Below are 22,946 nucleotides of genomic sequence, written 5' to 3' on the forward strand. Positions count from 1 at the left end.
TGCATCACTGGCCCGGTGTGCGCACCGGGCGCGTCTTTTTCATGGTCACGCCCAGTCCGGCGACGATGGCCACGGCACCGGTCATCATCGACACCGACAGCGTCTCGCCCAGGATCCACGCCGAGGCCAGTACGCCAAACAGGGGCGAGAGCGCATTCAACATCAGCGCCTTCACGCCCAGGCGCGCTACCACCCAGTTGAACAGGGCGACACTGACGATGCTCACCAACACGCCGTGATAAGCGCTCTGCAGCAGCAGTGCCGACGTCGGCTTGCTGAAGGTCTGCGTGCCCAGCCACGGCAGCGCCAGCAGCACGCAGAGCAGTGACAGCACTTGCGTGAGCGCCACCGCATCCAGCGGCGCAATCTTCCAGGCGCGATTGAGCATCAGGTAACTCGACCACATCAGCGCCGAGAGCACGAACAGCAGATCGCCCCGCCACGCGCCATCCGGAACCAGTGCGCCGCTGGCGAGGATGCCATTGAGCGCCACCAGTACCAGCCCCGCCAGCAGCAGCGCCACACCCCACAGAGAGATGCGTTCGCGCTGCCCCAGAGCGAAGCGGCTGATCGCCATGCCGAACAAGGGTGTCAAGGCCGGATGGATCAGCGCGCCGTGCGAAGCCGGTGCGTAGTTCACGCCCGCCACCAGCACCAGGCTGAACAAGGGACCTGACAGCAGGAACAACACCAGCCCGCGTCCCCAGCCAACACCGCAGGCATGCCAGAGCCCGCGCCGCCATGCGAAGGGCAGGATCAGCAGGCCGCTGGTGAGAAAGCGCATCAAGGTCGCATCCAGGGGCGTGAGCCCTTGCTGGAAACCATAGCGCGAGATCACGGGCTGCACACCCCAGATCAGCGCGACCAGGATGCCGGAGAGGAGCGGAGCAGGCATGGCGAAATCGTTGAATGAAAACCGTACAGTAGGGTAGGTCGGGTTGACTGACTTTCGTACTTGGGTCAAGAATGTTTGAATTTCCGCCAAACTGCGAGGGGAGCTTCGTGATGGCGGTGTTTCAATGATCGGGCGCTCATCTTCGAATGTACGCCAAGCGAGACCAGACCATGCGCAAGCCTTCTCCCTCCCGTTCCCCGCTGCCCATCGACCGCGTGGATCGTATCGCGCGCCCCGTGGTGGCGGCCGGGGCCGATTATGCGCGCGGTTCGCTGCAGGCCTGGCACAGCCATCGCCGGGCACAGTTGCTGTTCGGACTGGGTGGATTGATGCAGGTGGTGACGCAGGATGGTGCCTGGGTGGTGCCGCCGCAGCACGCGGTGTGGATTCCTTCCGGGCGCGAGCACCAGAGCCGCATGCTCTTGCCGGTGACTACCTGCAGCGCCTTTGTCGAGCCCGAACATGCGCCCCGCGCCGCGCAGACCTGCCAGGTGCTGGAAGTGCACCCGCTGCTGCGCGAGCTGCTGATCGAAGCCACCCGCATCGATCCGCACTACGCACCCCATAGCCGCGAAGAAACCCTGATGCACCTGCTGCTCAAGGAGATCGGCCGGGCCCGCGAGATTCCAATGCACGTGCCGCTGCCGCAGGAGGAGAAGTTGGGGGCGCTGTGCCGGGATTTCATGCGGGCGCCGTCGATTCGCTCGCGTCCGGCCGAGTGGGCGGCGCAACTGCACATGAGCGAGCGCAGCTTCACCCGCAAATTCCTGGCGCAGACCGGCATGGGCTTCCAGCAATGGCGGCTGCGCGCCTGCATCGTCAACGCGATCTCGCGGCTGGCGCTGGGGCATTCGGTGACGGCCATTGCCTATGACCTGGGCTATGAACAGCCGGCGACCTTTTCGACCATGTTCAGGCGCATGACGGGGCAGGTCCCCTCCGCCCACGTGGCGGCCCTGGCGGCGCATGGTGGCAGCCCGTAAGCCGCTTGTTAGGTAAATTCCTTCATATTCTGGCTCACTCTGGTGTAAATTAGACCGACATCGTACAACCTGCCGGACCACCGGTGTGACGATGGCATCCGCGCAGGGGCTGCGGATCAAACAACAACGATAGTTCGCCTTACTCGGGAGGATTGATTCACCATGTCATTTCTGCAATCGCTGCGCGTGTCTGCGCGGCTGGCCTTGCTGTCCGCTTTATTCCTGGTCGCCATGCTGTTCATGGTGAGCTGGAGCATCCTCAGTCTGCGCAGCATCAGCGCCCAGGAGCGCCAGATGTACAAGGAGCAGGTGGCGCCGATGCAGACGCTCAATACCGCCGCTCTGGCTATGGCGATCCACTTCCGGCGCGGTTATTCCTACCTCTATCCGAATGTGGGAGACCCCAATTCCCGCGCCGGTACGCGGGCTTTCAATCAAAAGGCGGAAGCACAGATCCAGGCTGCCTTTGATTATCTGCAGCGGGCTGAAAAGACTCCCGAACTGGAGCCGCTGGTGGCGACCCTGAACCAGGCCTGGCCGGTATATCGTCAGTCGTTCCAGACCTTGATGGAAAAGGCGGACCAGGGCGATACCGCAGGCGCGCTGGCCGAGTTGCAGAAGAATACCGATCCGGCGCACGTCAAGCTGCGCGACGTCTTCTTGAAGATCGTCAAGATCTATGACCAGGCGGTGCAGGACCACATCGATCGTTCGGCTGCAAGCGTCGAACGCACAGCCTGGTATCTGGTGGCCTTGCTGGGCGCGATGGTGGTGCTGGGGCTGGCCTTCGCGGCGCTGATCCAGCGCTCGATCACGCGCCAGCTGGGCGGCGAGCCGCGTTATGCGATGGAAGTGGCGCAGACCATCGCGCAGGGCGATCTGGCCAGTGCGGTGCGCTTGCGTGAGGGGGACCGTCACAGCCTGCTGGCTGCCATGGAAGGCATGCGCTTGCGTCTGTCGCATCTGGTGCAGGAGGTCTACAAAAGCTGCCACGCCATCGATACCGGCGCCTCCGAGATCGCCGACGGCAATCTGAATCTGAGCCAGCGCACCGAAGAACAGGCTTCCAATCTGGAGGAAACGGCGGCGTCCATGGAGCAACTGACCGGCTCGGTCAGGCACAACGCACAGACTGTGGGTCAGGCCGTGCAGCGTGCCGATGCGGTGAGCCATGCCGCCAGCCAGGGCGGCGAAGCGGTGGCGGGCGTGGTGGCGCTGATGGGCGACATCGCCTCCAGTTCGGCGCGCATCAAGGAGATCATCACGGTGATCGATGGCATTGCCTTCCAGACCAATATTCTGGCGCTCAATGCGGCGGTGGAGGCGGCGCGCGCCGGCGAGCAGGGGCGCGGATTTGCCGTGGTGGCGTCGGAGGTGCGCACGCTGGCCCATCGCTCAGCCCAGGCTGCGCGCGAAATCAAGATCCTCATCGAGGAGAGCGTGAGCAAGGTGGACAGCGGTTATGCCAAGGTGCAGGAGGCATCGGAGGCCATCGGAGGTGTGGTGACGCAGGTGCGTCAGGTGGCGGCGCTGGTCGGCGAGATTGGTGTGTCCACTCAGGAGCAGACCCAGGGCATTTCCCAGGTCGGCACCGCCGTGGAGCAACTCGACGATGTGACCCAGCAGAACGCGGCATTGGTGGAGCAATCCGCCGCCGCAGCGGAAAGCCTGAGCGCTCAGGCCAGCAAATTGGTTACGCTGATGCAGTCCTTCAGACTGCCCGGTGAGACGGGCGCGGCAGCACCCGTGATTTCGGCAGCACCCGTGATTTCGGCAGCACCCGTGATTTCGGCAGCACCCGTGATTTCGGCAGCACCCGTGATTTCGGCTGCACCGGCTGCGCTGTCGCTGACCTGACCGCACGCATAAAAAAGGCCGGAGCAATTCACTCCGGCCAACCATTCTGCGAGGGATGCAGAAGAGACTATCGAGGATGGACCCGTTCGCTCATCAGGCGCCTGCCAGGCGCGGTGTCTGCACGTGGCCGCCCGAGGACAGGTAGCGCGCTACCGACAGGTCTTCATGGGCGATGGCGGGGCGGCGGCCCGAGATCAGGTCGGCCAGCAACTGGCCCGAGCCGCAGGACATGGTCCAGCCCAGCGTGCCGTGGCCGGTGTTGATGTACAGGTTCGACACTGGCGTGGCACCGACCACCGGCGTGCCGTCCGGCGTCATCGGGCGCAGCCCGGTCCAGAAGCTGGCTTGACTGGTATCACCGGCACCGGGGAAGAGGTCGTTGACCACCAGTTCCAGCGTGGCGCGTCGCTTGGCCTTGAGGGCCGTGTCATAGCCGACGATCTCGGCCATGCCGCCCACGCGGATGCGGTCGTCGAAACGGGTAACGGCGATCTTGTAGGTCTCATCAAGAATGGTCGAGACCGGAGCGGCCGAGGCATCGGTGATCGGTACGGTGATCGAGTAACCCTTGAGCGGATACACCGGAATGGCAGGCAGCCCCGGCACCTCGCGCAACATCTGCGGCGAGTAGGGACCGAGGGCCACCACGTAGCTGTCGGCTTGTACCAGTTCCTTGCCGCAGACCACGCCGGCGATCTTGCCACCGGCCATGGTGAGGGCGTCGATGGAGACGCCATAGCGGAACTTCACGCCCAGTTGCTCGGCCATCTGCGCCAAGCGCGTGGTGAAGAGCTGGCAGTCGCCGGTTTCATCGTTGGGCAGGCGCAGGCCGCCGGTGAGCTTGCCGCGGACTTTTTCCAGTGCCGGTTCGGCGCCGCCCAGTTGCCCGGGCGTCAGCAGTTCGAAGGGGACACCGGCTTCCTGCAGCACGGCGATGTCCTTGGCGGCGCCATCGAGCTGCTCCTGCGAGCGGAACAGTTGCAGCGTGCCTTGCTGGCGGCCTTCATAGGGGATGCCGACGTCGGCGCGCAGGTCGCGCAGGCAGTCGCGGCTGTATTCGGCCAAGCGCACCATGCGTTCCTTGTTGACGGCGTAGCTGTCGGCATTGCAGTTGCGCAGCATCTGCCACATCCAGCGCAGTTGATTGAGGGTGCCGTCCGGGCGGATGGCCAGCGGGGCGTGTTCCTGGAACATCCACTTGATGGCCTTGAGCGGAATGCCGGGTGCAGCCCACGGTGAAGCGTAGCCGGGGGAAATCTGGCCGGCATTGCCGAAGGAGGTCTCCAGCGCGGGGCCGGGCTGGCGGTCCAGCACGGTCACGTCGTGGCCGGCCCTGGCCAGATACCAGGCGCTGGTGACCCCGATGACACCGCTTCCAAGAATGACGACGCGCATGCTGAACTCCCCGTGTTGATGATGCCGCTGCAATAGGCTGGTGGATTAGAAGATTCAGCTATCATATGGGTGAATAAGCAGTGTTTGTTCGCGTATTTATGGCTGATTTCATGAACGATTCATGAAAATGGCGCTGAAACGGGAAAATTTCATGAGAACTCAGCAACAGTCCGTCCGCACCCTCGACAAACTCGATCATCGCATCCTGGCGGTGCTGCAAAAGGATGGCCGCATCTCCATGAAGGAACTGGGCGAGCAGGTCGGCCTGTCGGTCACGCCCTGCATCGAACGGGTCAGGCGCATGGAGCGCGATGGCGTCATCAGCGGGTATTACGCGCGCGTCAATCCGGAGTCATTGGGGGCGACCTTGCTGGTGTTCGTGGAAATCACGCTCAACCACAAGTCCGGCAACATGTTCGAACAGTTCCGCCGTGAGGTGCTGCGCATTCCCGAGGTGCAGGAGTGTCACCTGGTCTCGGGCGACTTCGACTACCTCATCAAGGCGCGCATCCGCGGCATGGCCGAATACCGCAAGCTGCTCGGCGACATCCTGCTGCAACTGCCCGGGGCGGCGCAGTCCAAGAGCTATGTGGTGATGGAAGAGATCAAGGAAACCCTGGCGCTGCCGCTGGATGATTGAGCCCGGCAGAGGCCTGTACAGATTGACGTACGGATAACAGTACAGTGGCCGGACAGTTCCGGTACGCAAAGCAGACACCAGCATCAGTCACTACAGTACAGATAGCTGCCATGTCCTTGCGTGCGCGGCTTGACAGGCACTGTGCTTGAATCCGTCGTGTCTTCCTGTGCATTCCGGTTGGGACGTGTGTGACCTAGACTTCACCTACACTGGACTCCACTCCGACCCGAGACATCATGCCTTCCAAACCAAGAATCGAGCAATACAATCAACCCGCAGGCGGCTGGGGCGCACTGAAATACGTGGCGCTGAACCTGGTCAAGGAACACGTGGCCGACGGCAAGGGCTTGCGTACCCTGTTGTCGCAGAACCAGCCTGACGGCTTTGATTGCCCCGGTTGCGCATGGCCGGACCGCGAACACACCTCCACCTTCGAATTCTGCGAAAACGGCGTCAAGGCCGTGGCCGCCGAAGCCACCAAGAAGCGCGTCACCCCCGAGTTCTTCGAGAAGCACACCGTCACCGAGCTGATGCAGCAATCGGATTACGAGCTGGAAGAACACGGCCGCCTGACCCATCCCATGGTGTACGACGCCGCCACCGACAAGTACAAGAAGATCGACTGGTCCGCCGCCTTCGAGCTGATGGCCAAGCACCTGAACGCCTTGCCCGATCCGGACATGGCTGACTTCTATGTATCCGGCCGCGCCAGCAACGAAGCGGCCTTCCTGTTCCAGCTGTTCGTGCGCCAGTACGGTACCAACAATTTCCCCGACTGCTCCAACATGTGCCACGAGCCCACCAGCGTGGGCCTGCCGGGCACGGTCGGCATCGGCAAGGGCACGGTGCTGCTGGAAGACTTCGATCATTGCGACACGCTGCTGCTGTTCGGCCAGAACCCGGCCACCAATCACCCGCGCATGATGGGCGAGCTGCGCCACGCTTCCAAGCGCGGTGCCACCATCGTGGCCATCAACCCCTTGAAGGAACGCGGTCTGGAACGCTTTGCCGATCCGCAGAGCAAGGTCGAGATGCTGACCATGGGCAGCACCCGCATCAGTTCCATGTTCATCCACCCCACGCTGGGGGGCGATCTGGCGCTGATCAAGGGCGTCATCAAGCGCACCATCGAACTGGATGACGCGGCCAAGGTGGCCGGTACAGAGCGCGTCATCGACGTGAAGTTCATCGAGGAACACACGGCCGGCTTCGAGGAATTCGCCGCCCAGGCGCGCGCCGAAAGCTGGGACGACATCGTCGCCGAGTCCGGCGTCTCGCGCGAGGACATCGAGAAACTGGCCCAGGTCTACGTCAAGGGCAAGGCCGTGATCGCCACCTGGGGCATGGGCCTGACCCAGCACAAGTACGCGGTGGCTACCATTCAGCTGCTGTCAAACATGATGATGCTGCGCGGGAACATCGGTCGTCGGGGCGCCGGGCTGTGCCCGGTGCGCGGCCACTCCAACGTGCAGGGTGACCGCACGGTCGGCATCGACGAGAAACCGACCCCGGCCTTCCTGGATCGTCTGGAACAGGTGTTCGGTTTCAAGGCCCCGCGCCATCACGGCAATGACACCGTGGGTTCGGTCATGGCCATGCTGGAAGGCCGCACCAAGGTCTTCATCGGTCTGGGTGGCAATTTCGCCATGGCCACGCCCGACACCCCGCGCACCTTCGAGGCCATGCGCTCCTGCAACCTGACGGTGCACATCACCACCAAGCTCAACCGCAGCCACCTGGTGCATGGCCGCGATGCGCTGATCCTGCCGACCATGGGCCGCACCGAGATCGACCTGCAAAAGTCCGGTCCGCAAGGCGTGACGGTGGAAGATTCGATGAGCATGGTGCACGTCTCCTACGGCATCAACAAGCCGGCTTCCGAACACCTGATGTCGGAGACGGCCATCGTGGCGCACCTGGCCGAAGCCACCATGAAGTCGCGCAACAATGGTCCGAAGATCGACTGGCTGTGGTACGCCGAGGATTATTCGCGCATCCGCGATGCCATCGAGAAGGTATATGACGCCTTCAAGGGCTACAACGAACGCATCGCCAATCCGGGCGGCTTCCACCTGGGCGTGGCCTCGCGCGACCGCGTCTGGAAGACCGGCAGCGGCAAGGCCAACTTCATCGTCCATGAGATCCCCAAGGACACGCCCATCCATCGCGCCCGCGCGATCCATGGCGAGAAGCTCTTGACCCTGATGACCACCCGTTCGCACGACCAGTACAACACCACCATCTATGGCATGGACGACCGTTATCGCGGCGTGTTTGGCCAGCGCCGCGTGGTCTTCATCAACCCGGCGGACCTGCAGATGCTGGGTTTGAAGGATGGTGAATGGGTCGACATCACCAGCGTCTGGGATGACGGCGTGGAGCGCCGCGCCGATGGTTTCCTGCTGGTGGAATATGACATTCCGCGCGGTTGTATCGGCAGTTACTATCCCGAGACCAACCCGCTGGTGCCGCTGGAAAGCTTTGCCGACAAGGCGCGTACGCCTACTTCCAAGTCCATTCCGGTGCTGTTGTCGCGTTCGGCGGTACAGCGTTCGGCGGCGTGATGGAGGCGGACATGAGCATCATCGAAATGTCCGCCCCGCAGGATGCGGATTTGCAGGCCCGCGCGCAGCAGATGGGCGTGCCGCCCGAAGTGCTGCTGATCGTCGAAACCCTGCAGGCCGATGCCGAAGAGAAAGAGGGCGGGGCGCTGTCGCTGGCGCGCTTGTCCAAGCGCACGCAATTGCGCATGAGTACCTTGCGGCGGTTTCTCTCGGCGCTGGAAGAGGCTGGTGTGGTGAAGGTCGAGATGAATGAGGATGGGACCGGCAGCGTGAGCTTGCTGGTGTCGCCTCAGTAAATGCGGTTTGCGGTGCACCGATCAGGCGCGCCGCACACTCACCCCGCCAGTTCTTCCACCAGTTTCCCCACCAGCTTCAAGGCCTGCTCGGTTTCCTTCGACCAGGCATAGCTGTAATTCAAGCGAATGAAGTGACTGTACCGGTTGGTCGCCGCAAAGATGCGCCCCGGTGCCACCGTGATCCCCAGCGCCAGGCTGCGGCGATACAACTCCATCGCATCGACCCGGTGCGGCAATTCCACCCACAGCACATACCCGCCTTGCGGCTCGGACACCTGCGTGCCCGCCGGGAAGAAGCGCAGCACGAAATGCCGCATCATGTCGCGCTGCTGGGCGAAGGCGCGGCGTACGCGTCGCAGGTGGCGCTCATAGCCGCCCTGCGTCAGGTATTCGGCAATCGCGCGCTGCGGCGCCGTCGGGGTGGCCAGCGTGTTGAGAAACTTGAGTTTCTCGACCTGCGCCCGATAGCGTCCCGGCATGGCCCAGCCGATGCGATGCGCTGAGGTCAGGCTCTTGGAGAAGGACGAGCAGTGCAGCACCAGCCCTTCGCGGTCGTAGTTCTTCAGCGAAGAAGGATGGGCATTGCCGTAATACAGTTCGCTGTAGACGGCGTTTTCGATCAGCGGCATCTGGTGCTGTTCGGCCAGGCGCACCAGTCTTTCCTTTTCGCTGTCCGGCATCTGGAAGCCCAGCGGGTTCTGGAAGTTGGGCATCACCATGCAGGCCGCCACCGGTTGCGTCTTCATTCGTTCTTCCAGCACCCCCACGTCGATGCCGCGTTGCGGATCGGTCGGGATCTCCAGTGCCCGCATGCCCAGACGTTCGATGGCGTGCAGCATGGCGTAGAAGGTCGGCGTCTCCACCGCAATCGTGTCGCCGGGACGGGCCACGGCTTGCAGGCAGAGATTGATGGCCTCGGTGGCGCCGACGGTGACGACGATTTCCTCGGGATCGACCTTGAGTCCGTTTTCCAGATAGCGCCGGGCGATCTGGCGCAGCAGGTCGGGATGTCCCGGCGGCAGGTCGTCGAACACGCTGGACTGGCTGGCGTGACGCGCGATGCGGCCGGCGTATTGCGCCAGCCGGTGCGAAGGGAACAGCGCCGGATTGGGATAGGGTGAGCCCAGCGGCACGGTGCCATCCTGCTGGATGGTCTTGAGCGTAGCCAGCACCAGGCGGCTGACGTCGACTTCGGTGGATTCCTGCCATGCCGGGTGATCGGCCTGCGAGGGCGGCCTGATGACCGGGCGGGGAACGGCCTCGGCCTGCTCGCGCACGAAATAGCCGGACTGCGGCTGGCTCTCGATGATGCCGCGGCTTTCCAGCAGTTCGTAGGCGCGCACCACGGTAGTGACGCTGACCTTGTGCTGCTGGCTGGCGATGCGTACCGAAGCGATGCGCTCGCCCGGGCGCAGCACGCCGTCGCGGATGGAGGCCGCGAGCTGGTCGGCAAATTGTTTGTAAAGAGGCGTGACGGCCATGGAGTGGGGATCGGGTCAATGTTAGAGTTCTAGCCCCGCATTCTACAAGGACGCCGCCATGATCACCGTGCATCACCTGAACAACTCCCGCTCCCAGCGCGTGCTGTGGCTGCTCGAAGAGCTGGGCCTGGACTACGAGATCAAGTTCTACCAGCGCGACCCCAAGACCATGCTGGCCCCGCCGGAACTGCTGAAGGTGCATCCGCTGGGCAAATCCCCGGTCATCACCGATGGCGATCTGACCATTGCCGAATCGGGCAACATCGTCGAGTACCTGCTGGAGCGCTATGGTGCCGACAGCGGCCTGCTGCCCGCAGCCGGTACCCCCGAGCGCCTGCGCTACCGCTACTGGCTGCACTTCGCCGAGGGCTCGGCCATGCCCTGGCTGCTGCTGGGGTTGATCTTCAGCAAGATGCCCAAGGCCGTGCCGGCCCTGATCCGTCCGATTGCCAACATGCTCTCCACCGGCATGCGCAGCCGCCTGGTGGCGCCGCAGATCGAGCGCCAGATGCGCTACATGGAAGCCGAACTGGGCAAGGATGGCTGGTTCGCCGGCCAGACCCTGAGCGGCGCGGACATCCAGATGAGTTTCGTGGTGGAAGGCATGCGGGCGCGCGGCGGGCTGGATGGGCGCTCTCCCAACCTGCTCAAGTTCCTTGAAGCCATCCACGCGCGGCCGGCCTATCAGCGTGCGTTGGAGAAGGGCGGACCGTACGAGCTGCTGCGCTGAATCACGCCTCGCATTGCAGTCCTGACGGCATCTCCTTCCACTGCGGTGGGGCGGGATGCCGTTTTTGTATCTTCATGTATCGCAAAGTAAAAGTGCTTGCTATGGCTGGCGATGCAAGGATGAGTCCAGATATAATTGAGAATTATTATTATTTGGTGCGGGGCTGCCCATCCTCGTGCCGTTCTCTTTCCCGACCTCGCTGCCGTCTCATGAAGCCCGTTGCCGCCCATTCGCTCCCCGTCGTCGCCGACCAGAAACGTCGCGCCTTCTGGCTCAAGCAGCTGCACCAGTGGCACTGGATCAGTTCCGGTATCTGCCTGGTGGCCATGCTGGTCTTCGCGGCCACCGGGCTGACGCTGAACCACGCCGCCCAGATCGAGGCCAAGCCCCAGGTCACCCATCGCAAGGCCACGCTGCCCGCGCCCCTGTTGGCATCGCTGCGCCAACAGGCTGAAGCGGCCGATGCCAACGGCGCCAGCAAGTCGCCACTGCCTGCGGCCCTGCGTGACTGGACCGAGCGCGAGCTGGCGGTGAGCGTCGATCATCACGACGCCGAATGGTCGGCCGACGAGCTCTACGTGGCCCTGCCGCGACCGGGCGGCGATGCCTGGCTGCGGGTGGGGCTGGAGGATGGTCAGGTCGAATACGAAAAGACCGACCGCGGCTGGATCTCCTACTTCAACGATCTGCACAAGGGCCGCAATACCGGCGTGGCCTGGAGCTGGTTCATCGATGTGTTTGCGGTGGCCTGCCTGGTGTTCTGCATCACCGGCCTGTTCCTGCTGCAGATGCACGCCGGCAAGCGCCCGGCGACCTGGCCGCTGGTGGCGCTGGGGCTGGTGGCGCCCTTGCTGCTGGCGCTGCTCTTCATTCACTGAATTCGTCGTTTCCCTCAGCCAGACAAGCTCTTGCGGCTTGCAGCCAATCATTCTGTCTTCTTTAGCGAGGTCCCATGAAGCGTAGCAAGTCCGCCCTGTTGAAACCGACTGCCCTGGCCCTGGCCATGGCGGCGCTGTTTGCCGCTGCCGCCCCGGCCGGTGCAGCGGAGATGACTCTCCGGATCGATATCCCGACCCTGAACGTGGCCGAGTATCACCGTCCCTATCTGGCCGCCTGGATCGAGCGTGCCGACCAGAGCGTGGCCGCCAACCTGGCGGTCTGGTACGACATGAAGAAAAAGGACAAGGAAGGCGAAAAGTGGTTGAAGGACATGCGCCAGTGGTGGCGTCGCAGCGGGCGCGAGCAGCAGATGCCCATCGATGGCGTCAGCGGTGCCACCCGCGCCCCGGGTGAACAGAAACTCAATTTCGGCTCCGGCAAGGGACCGATCGCCAACCTCGCTCCCGGCGACTACGTGCTCATGGTCGAAGCCGCGCGTGAAGTCGGTGGCCGCGAACTGGTGAAGCTGCCGTTCCAGTGGCCGCCCAAGTCGACCCAGAGCGCCAAGGCTCAGGGCAGCAGCGAATTGGGGGCCGTGACGTTGGACCTGAAGCCCTGATCCCGTCCACCCGCTTTGATTTCCTCACCAGAACAATCAGATCAATCAGAACAAGGAAGCTGCCATGTCGTTATCCCTCCCGCATTTCGCTGCTCGCTCCATGAAGATCGCCGCCCTGGCCCTGGCCATGAGCCTGCCACTGTCGGCCCATGCCCACCGCCAGTGGCTGCTGCCCTCGGCCACCGTTCTCTCGGGCAATCAAGCCTGGGTCACGGTCGATGCCGCCGTCTCCAATGACCTGTTCTACTTCGAACACTTCCCCTTGCGCCTGGATGGGCTGGTGGTGACCGGTCCCGATGGCAAGCCGGTGCAAGCCGTCAATGCCTCTACCGGCAAGTACCGCAGCACCTTCGATGTGCAACTGAGCCAGCCGGGTACCTACAAGATCGCCGTGGTCAACCATGGCGTCTTCGCCAGCTACAAGGTGGATGGTCAGCAGAAACGCTGGCGCGGTACCGCCGAGACCCTGGCCAAGGAAATCCCGGCCAATGCCACCGACCTGAAGGTGACCCAGATGAACAGTCGCGTGGAAACCTTCGTCACGGCCGGCAAGCCGAGCCAGGCCGCGCTGGCCACCACCGGCGTGGGCCTGGAGCTGCAACCGCTGACCCATCCCACCGACCTGGTCGTCGGCGACACCGCTAGCTTCCAGCTGCTGCTCGACGGCAAGCCGGCGTCGGATGTGGACGTGGAGCTGGTGCCCGGCGGCATCCGCTACCGCGACAAGCTGCAGGACACCAAGCTCAAGACCGATGCCCAGGGCAAGTTCAGCGTGAAGTGGGCAGGTCCCGGCATGTACTGGATGGAAGCCAGCGTCTCCGACCAGAAGACCTCGCTGCCGCAGGCGACCCAGCGTCGCGCGACCTATATCGCGACCGTCGAAGTGCTGCCCTGATCGCGCCTGACTGCATTTGATTGACCCCGATGGCGCCTGTATTGCAGGCGCCGTTTTCATTGCCGAAGATGACGATGTCCCACCGCGTCCTGATCCCCGTCGACCTGCAAGCCCCGTCCATCCTGCCGCCCGATGTGGCGCTCCGGCGCCTGTCCGGGCAGACCATGGGGACCACCTGGAGCGTGCAGGCGCTGGCCCCGCGCAGCGTCACGCCGCAGACCATTGCCGCAGCCATCGAGGCGCAGTTGCAGCGGGTCATCGACGAGATGAGCACCTGGGAGCCCGATTCCCTCATCAGCCGCTTCAACCACGCCCCGGCAGGCAGCTGGCACGCGCTGCCGCAAGCCTTCTTCACGGTGCTGGATGCCGCGCTCACCATGGCCGTGGACAGCGATGGCGCCTTCGATCCGACCATCGGTCCGCTGGTGGATTTATGGGGTTTCGGCGCCGGCAGCGTTGCGCGGGAGGCCCTGTGCCTGCCGCAACCGGCGCTGCTGGAGCGCACCCGCCAGCGTTGCGGCTGGCAGCGCATCCTGCTCGACCGGGCGCAGCGCCAGGTGCAGCAGGCGGGCGGGGTGCATCTGGATTTCTCCGGCATTGCCAAGGGGTATGCAGTGGACCTGGTGGCGCAGGCGCTGCGCGACTGCGCTTGCGTGAGCTGGCTGGCCGAGGTGGGCGGGGAACTGGTGGGGGAAGGGGTCAAGGCCGATGGCCAACCCTGGTGGGTGGCGCTGGAACGCCCGCCGCAGGATGATCATCCCGGCATGGTGGTGGCCCTGCACGGCCTGGCCATCGCCACCTCGGGTGACTATCGTCGCTATATCGACCGCGACGGCCAGCGCCTTGCCCATACCATCGATCCCCGTACCGGTACACCGGTGCGCACTGCACTGGCCTCTGTTACGGTACTGCACCGGCAATGTATGGTGGCCGATGCGCTGGCGACGGTGCTCACTGTACTGGGCGAAGAAGCCGGACTGTCCTTTGCCCGTGAACGCGGCGTTGCCGCCCTGTTCATCAGCCGCCAGGCCAATGGCTTCCGCGAAAGCCTGACCCCGGCGCTGGCCGCCATGCTGGCGTGAGCGGCATGATGCAGACCCGTTACCTGATGGCCGCGCTGGTGGCGCTGACTTACCTGGTGTTCTGCGTGATGACCTTCATCGTCCATCGCCGTGCGCAGCAGCGTCGACAAGCAGAGTGGGGAAGTGTACAGGCCACTGGCCCGCAGACCGTACTGGTCGTTTTTGCCAGCCAGACCGGTACAGCTGAGCGACTGGCCTGGCAGACCGCGCAAAGTTTGCGCGCAGGTGGCCTGGTGGTGTGCGTGCTTCCTGCCGGACAGTTGACCGATGTCCATCTGCAAGCCACGCGCCTGGCCCTGTTCGTGGCCAGCACCACAGGCGAGGGCGACGCCCCCGATGATGCCTCCGCACTGGCCCGGCAACTGGGCAGCAGCGACAGCGCCGCTTTGCCGGACCTGCGTTTCGGCGTGCTGGCCCTGGGCGACCGCAGCTATCAGCAATACTGCGCGTTCGGCCATGCGCTGCACGCCTGGCTGTGCCGCCGCCACGCACAGCCGCTATTCGATGCCATCGAGGTCGACAACGGCGACGAGGGTGCGCTGCGTCACTGGCAGCATCAACTGGGTGTCTTGAGCGGCCACAGCGATGAAGCCGACTGGAGCGCGCCCGCTTATGGCCGCTGGCGTCTGGCCGGGCGGCGCGTGCTCAATCCGGACAGCCAGGGGGATCCGGTGTTTCACCTGAGCCTGACGCCGCTCGACTTGCCCTCGCCAGAGTGGCAGGCAGGCGATATCGCCGAGATCGGCCCGCAGAACAGCGGGGCTGCCGTGGACGCCTTCCTGCATGCGATCGGGCGCCAGGGCGAGTCCCTGCGTGCTGCGCTGGCCACTCGCCTGCTGCCGCACGAGGCCGACCAGCTCGCCGCATTGCGCAGCTTGCCCGATGAAGAATTGCTGGCAGCCTTGCCGGCGCTGCCGCATCGTGCCTACTCGATTGCCTCGCTGCCCGCCGATGGCGCGCTGGAACTGATGGTGCGCCTGATGCACCTGCCCGATGGCCGCCCCGGCCTGGGCTCCGGCTGGCTGGGGCTGCATGCGCGGCCGGGTCAGGAGATCGCCCTGCGCGTGCGCAGCAACGGCAGTTTCCACGGTCCCGGCGATGATCGCCCCTTGATCCTGATCGGCAACGGGACCGGCCTGGCCGGCTTGCGTGCGCATCTGCGCCAGCGCGTGGCAGCCGGACAGCGGCGCAACTGGCTGCTGTTCGGCGAGCGTTCGCGCCAGCATGACTTCTTCCATCAGCAGGAACTGCTGGACTGGCAGGCCCAGGGCTGGTTGCAGCGGCTGGACCTGGCGTTCTCGCGTGACCAGCCCGAGCGTATCTACGTGCAGGACAAGGTGCGCGAGGCCGCCGACGCATTGCGGCAGTGGGTGCAGGAGGGCGCCAGTCTCTACGTCTGCGGCAGCCTGCAGGGCATGGCCGGCGGCGTGGCACTGGCCTTGCAGGAGATCCTCGGTGAACCTGCCCTGCAGACACTGGCCGAGCAGGGCCGTTATCGGCGCGACGTGTATTGAGGCGGGGAGCGGACGCCTGGCAGGCATGCACAAGGCTTCATCTGATCCGTGTTTGGCGTGAAATTTGCTTTTTCTCCCCGTTGCGCGAGAGAATGTCACGTCAAATCAATGAGATAAGAACAACATGAACAACATGAGCATATTCACCAGTCTGCTGCTGATCCTGCTCCTGGTCGTGGTCAGCGCCTTTTTGTCCTGCGCCGAGATCTCCATTGCCGCCTCGCGCAAGATCCGTCTCGAAATGATGTCCAAGGAAGGCGTACAGAACGCCGACCGCGTCCTGTCCTTGCAGGCCCAGCCGGGCAATTTCTTCACGGTAGTGCAAATCGGCCTGAATGCCGTGGCCATTCTGGGCGGGGTGGTGGGTGAGCCCGCACTCACGCCGCACATGCGTGAGCTGATCAGCACTTTCTATACTGGCCCGCTGCTGGAAAATGCCAGCTTCGCCATGTCCTTCCTGGTGGTGACGGCCTTCTTCATCCTCTTTGCCGACCTCATGCCCAAGCGCCTGGCCATGGTCGCGCCCGAGCGCGCGGCGGTGGCGCTGGTCAAGCCCATGCTGCTGCTGGAGACGATCTTCAAGCCCCTGGTGTGGTTCTTCAACAGTCTGTCGAAGTGGATCTTCACGCTGTTCGGACTGCCGCAGGTGCGCCAGGAAGTGATCACGCCCAACGAGATCCACGCCATGGTCGATGCCGGCGCCCAGGCCGGTGTGCTGCTCACGCAGGAGCATCACCTCATCGAGAACGTGTTCGAACTGGAAAGCCGCTACGTGCCCTCGGCCATGACGCCGCGTGACAGCATCGTCTATTTCCTGCTGACCGACAGCGAAGACATGATCCGCCAGAAGATCATCGACCATCCGCATTCGCGCTTCCTGGTCTGCGATGGGCATATCGATGCGGTGCTGGGCTATATCGACAGCAAGGATGTGTTGAAGCGCCTCTTGAAGGGCGAACAGTTTTCCCTGACCGACAAGGGGCTGGTACATACGCCCTTGTCCATTCCCGACTCGCTGAACCTGTGGGAAGTGCTGGAACGCATGAAGGCCATGGATGAAGACCTGGCCATCGTGGTCAATGAATATGCACTGGTGGTGGGCATCATCAGCATCACCGACGTGACGGGCGTACTCATGGGTAATCTCCTGGCCATCACCGAGGAAGAGCAGCAGATCGTGCGACGCGATGAAAACTCCTGGCTCATGGATGGTCTCACGCCCTTGAATGATGTGATGAACGAGCTGGACATCGACGAATATCCCAATCCGGTGGGTTATGAAACCCTCGCGGGTTTCATCATGTACATGCTGCGCAAGATCCCCAAGAAGACCGATTTCGTGCTCTTTTCCGATTTCAAGTTCGAGGTGGTGGACATCGAGGGCAATCGCATCAACCAGTTGCTGGTGACGCGCTTCAAGCAGGACAAGGCGGAAAAATCGGACAAGTCGGACAAATCGGACAAATCCGATCAACACCGGCAAGCGAGCAAAACCGAATAGCAGCCCGCCACAAATTCATTTCAATTTTTCAGAATTTTCCTATGCCCAAAGGCCGTGTAAATCTGGATACTCCCGTCCAGTCGCTTGCTTGAAAGACTGGTACTCGGGGAAAGCAGGCGGCTGTGATACCTGTAGCAATCTGTAGCAAAACGTAGCAGAGGTAGTCGTGGGCTGGCCCGCATCCGCAAGGATGCGGGCTTTTTTGTCTGGACGCGGCGTGAGCAGCCTTTGCAGCATTGCAGTACAGTCGAGAGTGTCTGCAGATGAATGAAGTGGAAACCGGAAGTGGGAAAAGACGTCAAGAGCCCCTGTGTCTCGCTGTGCAAGCTCAAACACGAAGTCTGTACCGGATGCGGCCGCACCCGGGAGGAAATCAAGGACTGGAAATCCATGAAGCGCAAGGAGCAGCTCCACACCGTGGAGCTGGCTGCCAGGCGCCTGAAGGCATTGAAGAAGAAGTAGGGCGCAGGACCGCAGGGCTCAGCTGCGACCGCCGTGATTGCGCTCGGAGATCTGGGCGTTGAGGGTCCAGAAGTCATAGAGCACCCCCAGCAGGAAGAAACCGCCCGTGAAGAAATACACGATGCCGCTGATCCACTTGCCGATGTACAGACGATGGGCGCCAAAAATGCCCAGGAAGGTCAGCAGCAACCAGGCCACCGAATAATTGATCTCGCCAGCCACGAAACGGCGATCAGCCTCGCGGTCCATCGACGGGATCAGAAACAGGTCGACAATCCAGCCGATGCCCAGCAGGCCCAGCGTGAAAAACCAGATCGTGCCGGTGACCGGCTTGCCATAGTAAAAACGGTGTGCGCCCAGGAATCCGAAGATCCAGAGCAGATAGCCCAAGGTTTTGCTGTGGGTGTCGTTGTTCATTCCGGTTCCAAATGAGAGGGTGGCTGGAAATGCGGTGATATGAAGATTGCTTCGTGCAGCAAGCCGCACTGCATTGTGCCACGGGCGCATCGATAAAGTGCCTCGCCGGCCAGGTGAAGCTACTTGTCAGAAGGCGGCAGCCTGTCTGCCAAAGTGTTCATATCGTTGTGGCGATCCGACGGCTTGCCCGCAAGAAAAGGCCAACTGGTATAAACTGTTGAACTTCAGGAGGCCGAAGAACGAAGAGCCTCCCTGGAATTCCGCCACTGTCATTGTCCCCGTTGCCAACTGTGCGACCTTCGCTGCTCATTCCGCTCATTGTCGGCTGTGCGCTGTTCATGGAAAACATGGACGCCACCGTGCTGGCCACCTCGCTGCCCGCGCTGGCGCGCGATCTCAACCAGGACCCGATCACCCTCAAACTGGCCATGACTGCCTATGTCGCGGCGCTGGGCGTGTTCATTCCGATTTCCGGCTGGATGGCTGACAAGCTGGGGGCGCGCAAGGTGTTCAGTTCGGCCATGATCGTCTTCATGACCGGTTCCATCCTCTGCGCGGTCTCGGGTTCTTTGGTGACCTTCGTGGCTGCGCGCTTCCTGCAGGGTATCGGCGGGGCCATGATGGTGCCGGTGGGGCGGGTCATCATCGCCCGTTCGGTGGACAAGTCCGAGCTGGTCAAGGCGGTCAGCTATCTCACCTTGCCGGCGCTGCTGGGGCCGGTGGTCGGGCCGCTGCTGGGCGGCTTCATCACGACTTACTTCCATTGGCGCTGGGTGTTCCTGATCAATATCCCGTTCTGCTTCCTGGGGTTGTATCTGGCGCACCGCTTCATCGAGAACTTCAAGGAAGACGATCCGGCACCGCTGGACGTGAAGGGTTTCGTACTCACCTCGGTGGGCGCGGCCATGATCATGCTGGGCCTGTCGCTGTTCGGCAGCCACCTGGTCGATGGCGCCACGCCGGTGGCCATGTGTTCCATCGGCGCCATCGCGCTGGCGATGTACTACCGCCATTCCACCCAGATCCCGTATCCCTTGCTGGACTTCCGCCTGCTGCGCATCCCCACGCTGCATGCCAGCGTGGTGGGGGGCTCTCTGTTTCGCATCGGTCTGGGCGCGGTGCCCTTCCTGTTGCCGCTGGCCCTGCAGGAGGGACTGGGCATGACCGCCTTCCAGGCCGGCAGCATCACCTGTGCCTCGGCCTTCGGCTCGCTCTTCATCCGTCTGCTGGCCAGCCGGGTGCTGCGTCGCTATGGTTTTCGCACGGTGCTGATGGTCAATGCGGTGTTCGCCGGTATCGCGCTGGCGGCCTATGGCATCTTCAGCATTCATACGCCTTACCTGCTCATCGTCACCATCGTGTTGATGGGCGGGGTGTTCCCGGCGCTGCAGTTCACCTGCCTGAACTCGATCGCCTATGCCGACATCGACAATCGTGACGCCGGCCGCGTGACCAGCCTGGCCAGCGTGATCCAGCAACTCTCGCTGGGCTTGGGCGTGACGGTGGCCGGTATCGTGCTGCAACTGTCCAATCATCTGCAGGGCCACGCCACCATCGTGGAAACTGACTTCTGGCCGGCCTTCCTGGTCATCGGCCTGTTTTCGGTGGCTTCGGTGCCGATCAGCGGCAAGCTGCCGCGCAATGCCGGGCTGGAGCTGTCACGCGGCAAATGAGGAGCAGGTGGGGGCAGCCTGCTATCATCCCCGCATCCTGAACCATGGAGTCGCGCATGCCCAATTCCCGTTTTCCCGTCTCTGCCGTGCGCCGCGCTTTGGCTGTCGGCCTTCTGCTCACCTGCAGTGGCGCATTCGCCTTTTCTCTCTCGGACCTGAGCAACCAGGACGCCACCGCCGGCCTCAAAGCGGCGCTGGAGAAAGGGGCCAGCAGCGCCGTGGCCAACCTGGGGCGGCCCAATGGATTCCTCGGCAATGACAAGGTCAAGATCCAGCTGCCTGGCGCCCTGGAGCAGGCCATGCCCATCCTGCGCATGACCGGCATGGGCAGCCAGGTCGATGGCCTGGTGGCCGACATGAACCACGCCGCCGAAGCCGCCGTCCCGCTGGCCAAGCCACTGCTGATGAACGCCGTCAAGTCCATGTCCGTGAGCGACGCCAAGAATATCCTGGCCGGCGGCGATACCTCCGTCACCGACTTCTTCCGTCAGAAAACCTCGGGTGAACTGGCCGTGAAGTTCCTGCCCATCGTCAAGCGGATCACCGACAAGAACGGCCTCTCCGGCCGCTACAACGCCGTCATGGGCCAGGTCGCCAAGTCCGGACTGGTGGGCAGCTCACAGAGCACGGTCGAAGGCTATGTCACTCAGCGCGCCCTCGACGGTTTGTTCCTCATGATCGGCGAGGAAGAAAAGGCCATCCGCAAGGATCCCGTGGGCAGCGGCAGTGCCATTCTCGGCAAGGTCTTCGGCGCCATGCGCTGAACGCAGGACAGCGACGCGGCCCTCTGCTCGCGTTTCCCCAAAAAATTTCGCCGGCCTCGTACAGAGGTCCGGCGATTTTTTTTGCCCGCTCTTGTCGGATCGTCAAGCTCGGCGGGAACCGCGTGGGGCAAGGGATAGCGCCGCACTAGCGGTTTTCGGGATGCCCACTTTTAGTAGCATATTGCATGCTGTTGGGAACTTTTAAAAGTGCTTCAGATCTGTAAGTTATCGATTTACATTGCTACATTGCTGGACAGCATTAAGCGATTGCTTTAAACTATCGTTTGTCTATGCGACATCCTTGTTCAACAACGACCCTATAGCAGTGTCCGATCCGCAATGTGCGGGTTGTCCAAATTTCCGGCTGGCAGCGCGAATGCTCTCCCGTTCTCCACGGTGACCCGTTCCCATCCCTGTCCGGTAAGCATCATGCCGAGGCTGGCTTCATCGCTTCGGTTTCATCGCTGCCTTTGCAGCTTCGGTTCGCATCCAAACGATACGCCCAACGGGGCAAGCGAACCTCTAAAAAATTGATTCCAGAAACCCGTCGTAGCGGCGTCATGTCGCCTCGGCTATACCAACAGGGGGTAACATGACACGTGTTCGTCACGTCTTCGCCGGCGCGCTTGGTTTTGCGCTGGTTATCGCAGGCCTGGTCTGGTGGATAGGTCCGGACGTCATCCATAAGTATCGTGGTGACCTGGTCTACTACACCGGCAAGCATCTGGAACTGGTCTTCAGTTCGATGGTGCTGGCACTGCTCACCGGCATTCCGGCCGGGATTGCGCTGTCCCGCCCGGGTGCGCAACGCAGTGCAGAAAAGTTCATCCAGATCTTCAACATCGGCAACACCATTCCGTCCATTGCGGTGCTGGCGCTGGCACTGGCGGCCTTCGGCATCGGCAATGGTCCGACCATCCTGGCGTTGTGGCTGGCCTCGCTGCTGCCCATCGTGCGCAATACCTACGAGGGCTTGAAGAACGTGCCGGCGGCCATGAAGGAAGCGGCCCGCGGCATCGGCATGAAGCCGTACCAGATCCTGTTGCGGGTGGAATTGCCCAATGCACTGCCCATCATCGTGGGCGGCGTGCGCACGGCACTGGCGATCAATGTCGGCAGCGCACCACTGTCGATGCTCATCGGTGGCGAGAGTCTGGGCGGGCTGATTTTCCCGGGCATCTACCTCAACAACCATGGCCAGCTGCTGCTGGGGGCTTCCGCGACCGCCTTGCTGGCACTGGTGCTGGATGCCCTGGTGACCTCGCTGTCGGGCTTCTACCTGGCGCGTCGCGGACTGCGGGCCTGATCCGACATTTCATTTCCATCACAAGAACGACCGCACGCCGGCAGCATCGGGCACAGCGGTAGAGAGGAAAGCATGACAAGCAAGACCATTGCGAAATACGCCCTGTGCGCCCTGGCGCTGGCGCTGGCCATGTTCGGCACGGCCCGGGCGCAGGCGCAGACCCTGGTCATCGGCGGCAAGAACTTCACCGAGCAGTTGCTGCTCTCGGACATGACCGCGCAATACCTGCGCGCCAAGGGTTATGACACCGAACTGAAGAACGGCCTGGGCACCACCCTGATGCGTTCGGCGCTGGAAAGCGGTCAGCTCGACATCGTCTGGGACTACACCGGGACCGCCCTGATCGTCTACAACCACATCGAGGACAAGCTCGATGCCGACCAGATCTACCAGAAGGTCAAGGAGCTGGACGCGCCGCGCGGCCTGGTCTGGTTGAATCAATCGGAGCTCAACAATACCTACGCCTTCGCCATGCCGCGCGAACTGGCCGAGAAGTACCACATCCGCTCGCTGCAGGACCTGGCCGAGCGCATCAACGAAGATGAAAAGGAGGGGGGCAAGCCGCACCTCATGGGCGTGGACTACGAGTTCGCCTCGCGCCCCGACGGCCTGGGCCCGATGCAGCAGTTGTACGGCTTCAAGCTGGATCGCAGCGAAGTCAAGCAGATGGACCCCGGTCTGGTCTACACGGCGCTGAAGAATGAACAGCTGTTCGTCGGCCTGACCTACGCCTCGGACGGCCGCATCAAGGGTTTCGATCTGCAACTGCTGGATGACAACAAGGGTTACTTTGCCGCCTACAAGGCCACTCCGGTGGTGCGCCAGGAAATCCTTGAGAAGAATCCCGAGCTGGCCGCGCAACTGAATGCCCTGTCGGCCAAGATCGACACGGCGACCATGACCGAACTGAACAAGCGTGTCGACATCGACCAGGAACCGGTGGCCAAGGTGGCTGCCGATTTCCTGAAGCAAGCCGGCCTGATCTGAGGAGGG

At 62.9% G+C, this 22,946-nt stretch carries 21 protein-coding genes; 17 read left to right on the forward strand and 4 right to left on the reverse strand.

All coding sequences use genetic code 11. The features are described from left to right. Positions 1-4 precede the first annotated feature (4 nt). Positions 5-895 carry a DMT family transporter gene (locus GWL_RS05370; RefSeq protein WP_008327514.1) on the reverse strand — a complete coding sequence of 297 codons (891 nt, stop codon included), beginning with the start codon at positions 893-895 and terminating at the stop codon, positions 5-7. A 170-nt stretch (positions 896-1,065) separates the two neighbouring features. On the opposite strand from GWL_RS05370, the gene GWL_RS05375 reads away from it, so the two are divergent. Continuing rightward, positions 1,066-1,878 carry a helix-turn-helix transcriptional regulator gene (locus tag GWL_RS05375; RefSeq protein WP_034350538.1) on the forward strand — a complete coding sequence of 271 codons (813 nt, stop codon included), beginning with the start codon at positions 1,066-1,068 and terminating at the stop codon, positions 1,876-1,878. A 162-nt stretch (positions 1,879-2,040) separates the two neighbouring features. Beyond that, positions 2,041-3,735, forward strand: coding sequence for a methyl-accepting chemotaxis protein (locus tag GWL_RS05380; RefSeq protein ID WP_008327517.1), 1,695 nt, complete (start codon positions 2,041-2,043; stop codon positions 3,733-3,735). Between the two features lie 93 nt (positions 3,736-3,828). On the opposite strand, the gene GWL_RS05385 is transcribed toward GWL_RS05380, so the two are convergent. Next, positions 3,829-5,130, reverse strand: coding sequence for a D-amino acid dehydrogenase (locus GWL_RS05385; protein WP_008327519.1), 1,302 nt, complete (start codon positions 5,128-5,130; stop codon positions 3,829-3,831). Between the two features lie 151 nt (positions 5,131-5,281). On the opposite strand from GWL_RS05385, the gene GWL_RS05390 reads away from it, so the two are divergent. The 3 genes from GWL_RS05390 (at position 5,282) to GWL_RS05400 (ending at position 8,630) form a co-directional block, all read left to right on the forward strand. Then, positions 5,282-5,770, forward strand: a complete 489-nt coding sequence (locus GWL_RS05390) for an Lrp/AsnC ligand binding domain-containing protein (RefSeq protein WP_034350541.1) — start codon at positions 5,282-5,284, stop codon at positions 5,768-5,770. Positions 5,771-6,006: 236 nt separating this feature from the next. Beyond that, entirely contained in the window at positions 6,007-8,334 is a 2,328-nt protein-coding gene (locus GWL_RS05395) for an FdhF/YdeP family oxidoreductase (RefSeq protein WP_008327522.1), read from the forward strand. An 11-nt stretch (positions 8,335-8,345) separates the two neighbouring features. Next, complete coding sequence (locus tag GWL_RS05400) at positions 8,346-8,630, forward strand: helix-turn-helix domain-containing protein (RefSeq protein ID WP_008327525.1); 285 nt, start codon at positions 8,346-8,348, stop codon at positions 8,628-8,630. Positions 8,631-8,668: 38 nt separating this feature from the next. Here the strand turns inward: GWL_RS05400 and GWL_RS05405 are convergent, their stop codons facing one another. Continuing rightward, positions 8,669-10,111, reverse strand: coding sequence for a PLP-dependent aminotransferase family protein (locus GWL_RS05405; protein WP_008327526.1), 1,443 nt, complete (start codon positions 10,109-10,111; stop codon positions 8,669-8,671). A gap of 58 nt (positions 10,112-10,169) precedes the next feature. Here GWL_RS05405 and GWL_RS05410 point away from each other — a divergent pair, with 58 nt between their 5' ends. The 8 genes from GWL_RS05410 to GWL_RS05445 all read left to right on the forward strand — a co-directional run bounded on the left by GWL_RS05410 (position 10,170) and on the right by GWL_RS05445 (position 17,793). Continuing rightward, positions 10,170-10,841, forward strand: coding sequence for a glutathione S-transferase family protein (locus GWL_RS05410; RefSeq protein ID WP_008327535.1), 672 nt, complete (start codon positions 10,170-10,172; stop codon positions 10,839-10,841). Positions 10,842-11,050: 209 nt separating this feature from the next. Then, a complete protein-coding gene (locus GWL_RS05415; RefSeq protein ID WP_008327536.1) occupies positions 11,051-11,719 on the forward strand; it encodes a PepSY-associated TM helix domain-containing protein in 669 nt (222 codons plus the stop codon). 74 nt (positions 11,720-11,793) lie between these two features. Next, a complete protein-coding gene (locus GWL_RS05420) occupies positions 11,794-12,339 on the forward strand; it encodes a DUF2271 domain-containing protein (protein WP_008327538.1) in 546 nt (181 codons plus the stop codon). 64 nt (positions 12,340-12,403) lie between these two features. After that, entirely contained in the window at positions 12,404-13,234 is an 831-nt protein-coding gene (locus GWL_RS05425; protein ID WP_008327539.1) for a DUF4198 domain-containing protein, read from the forward strand. Positions 13,235-13,308: 74 nt separating this feature from the next. Beyond that, the gene (locus tag GWL_RS05430) at positions 13,309-14,316 is read left to right on the forward strand and encodes an FAD:protein FMN transferase (RefSeq protein WP_034350136.1); all 1,008 of its coding nucleotides are present in this window, start codon (positions 13,309-13,311) and stop codon (positions 14,314-14,316) included. 5 nt (positions 14,317-14,321) lie between these two features. After that, complete coding sequence (locus GWL_RS05435) at positions 14,322-15,830, forward strand: sulfite reductase flavoprotein subunit alpha (RefSeq protein WP_008327543.1); 1,509 nt, start codon at positions 14,322-14,324, stop codon at positions 15,828-15,830. 133 nt (positions 15,831-15,963) lie between these two features. Next, positions 15,964-17,331: a hemolysin family protein gene (locus GWL_RS05440; protein WP_192811557.1), complete on the forward strand. Its 1,368-nt coding sequence runs from the start codon at positions 15,964-15,966 to the stop codon at positions 17,329-17,331. A 267-nt stretch (positions 17,332-17,598) separates the two neighbouring features. Continuing rightward, positions 17,599-17,793, forward strand: coding sequence for a DUF1289 domain-containing protein (locus tag GWL_RS05445; RefSeq protein WP_008327546.1), 195 nt, complete (start codon positions 17,599-17,601; stop codon positions 17,791-17,793). 18 nt (positions 17,794-17,811) lie between these two features. Here GWL_RS05445 and GWL_RS05450 read toward each other — a convergent pair whose 3' ends face one another. Then, complete coding sequence (locus GWL_RS05450; RefSeq protein WP_008327547.1) at positions 17,812-18,210, reverse strand: TM2 domain-containing protein; 399 nt, start codon at positions 18,208-18,210, stop codon at positions 17,812-17,814. Positions 18,211-18,548: 338 nt separating this feature from the next. Here GWL_RS05450 and GWL_RS05455 point away from each other — a divergent pair, with 338 nt between their 5' ends. The 4 genes from GWL_RS05455 (at position 18,549) to GWL_RS05470 (ending at position 22,940) form a co-directional block, all read left to right on the forward strand. Then, positions 18,549-19,883 carry an MFS transporter gene (locus tag GWL_RS05455; protein ID WP_081486064.1) on the forward strand — a complete coding sequence of 445 codons (1,335 nt, stop codon included), beginning with the start codon at positions 18,549-18,551 and terminating at the stop codon, positions 19,881-19,883. Between the two features lie 56 nt (positions 19,884-19,939). Further along, positions 19,940-20,647, forward strand: a complete 708-nt coding sequence (locus tag GWL_RS05460) for a DUF4197 domain-containing protein (RefSeq protein ID WP_008327552.1) — start codon at positions 19,940-19,942, stop codon at positions 20,645-20,647. A 592-nt stretch (positions 20,648-21,239) separates the two neighbouring features. Then, a complete protein-coding gene (locus GWL_RS05465; protein ID WP_008327554.1) occupies positions 21,240-21,953 on the forward strand; it encodes an ABC transporter permease in 714 nt (237 codons plus the stop codon). Between the two features lie 72 nt (positions 21,954-22,025). After that, positions 22,026-22,940: a glycine betaine ABC transporter substrate-binding protein gene (locus tag GWL_RS05470; protein WP_008327557.1), complete on the forward strand. Its 915-nt coding sequence runs from the start codon at positions 22,026-22,028 to the stop codon at positions 22,938-22,940. Positions 22,941-22,946 lie beyond the last annotated feature (6 nt).

This window comes from Herbaspirillum sp. GW103, from assembly GCF_000261365.1.
Classification (GTDB): domain Bacteria; phylum Pseudomonadota; class Gammaproteobacteria; order Burkholderiales; family Burkholderiaceae_D; genus Herbaspirillum.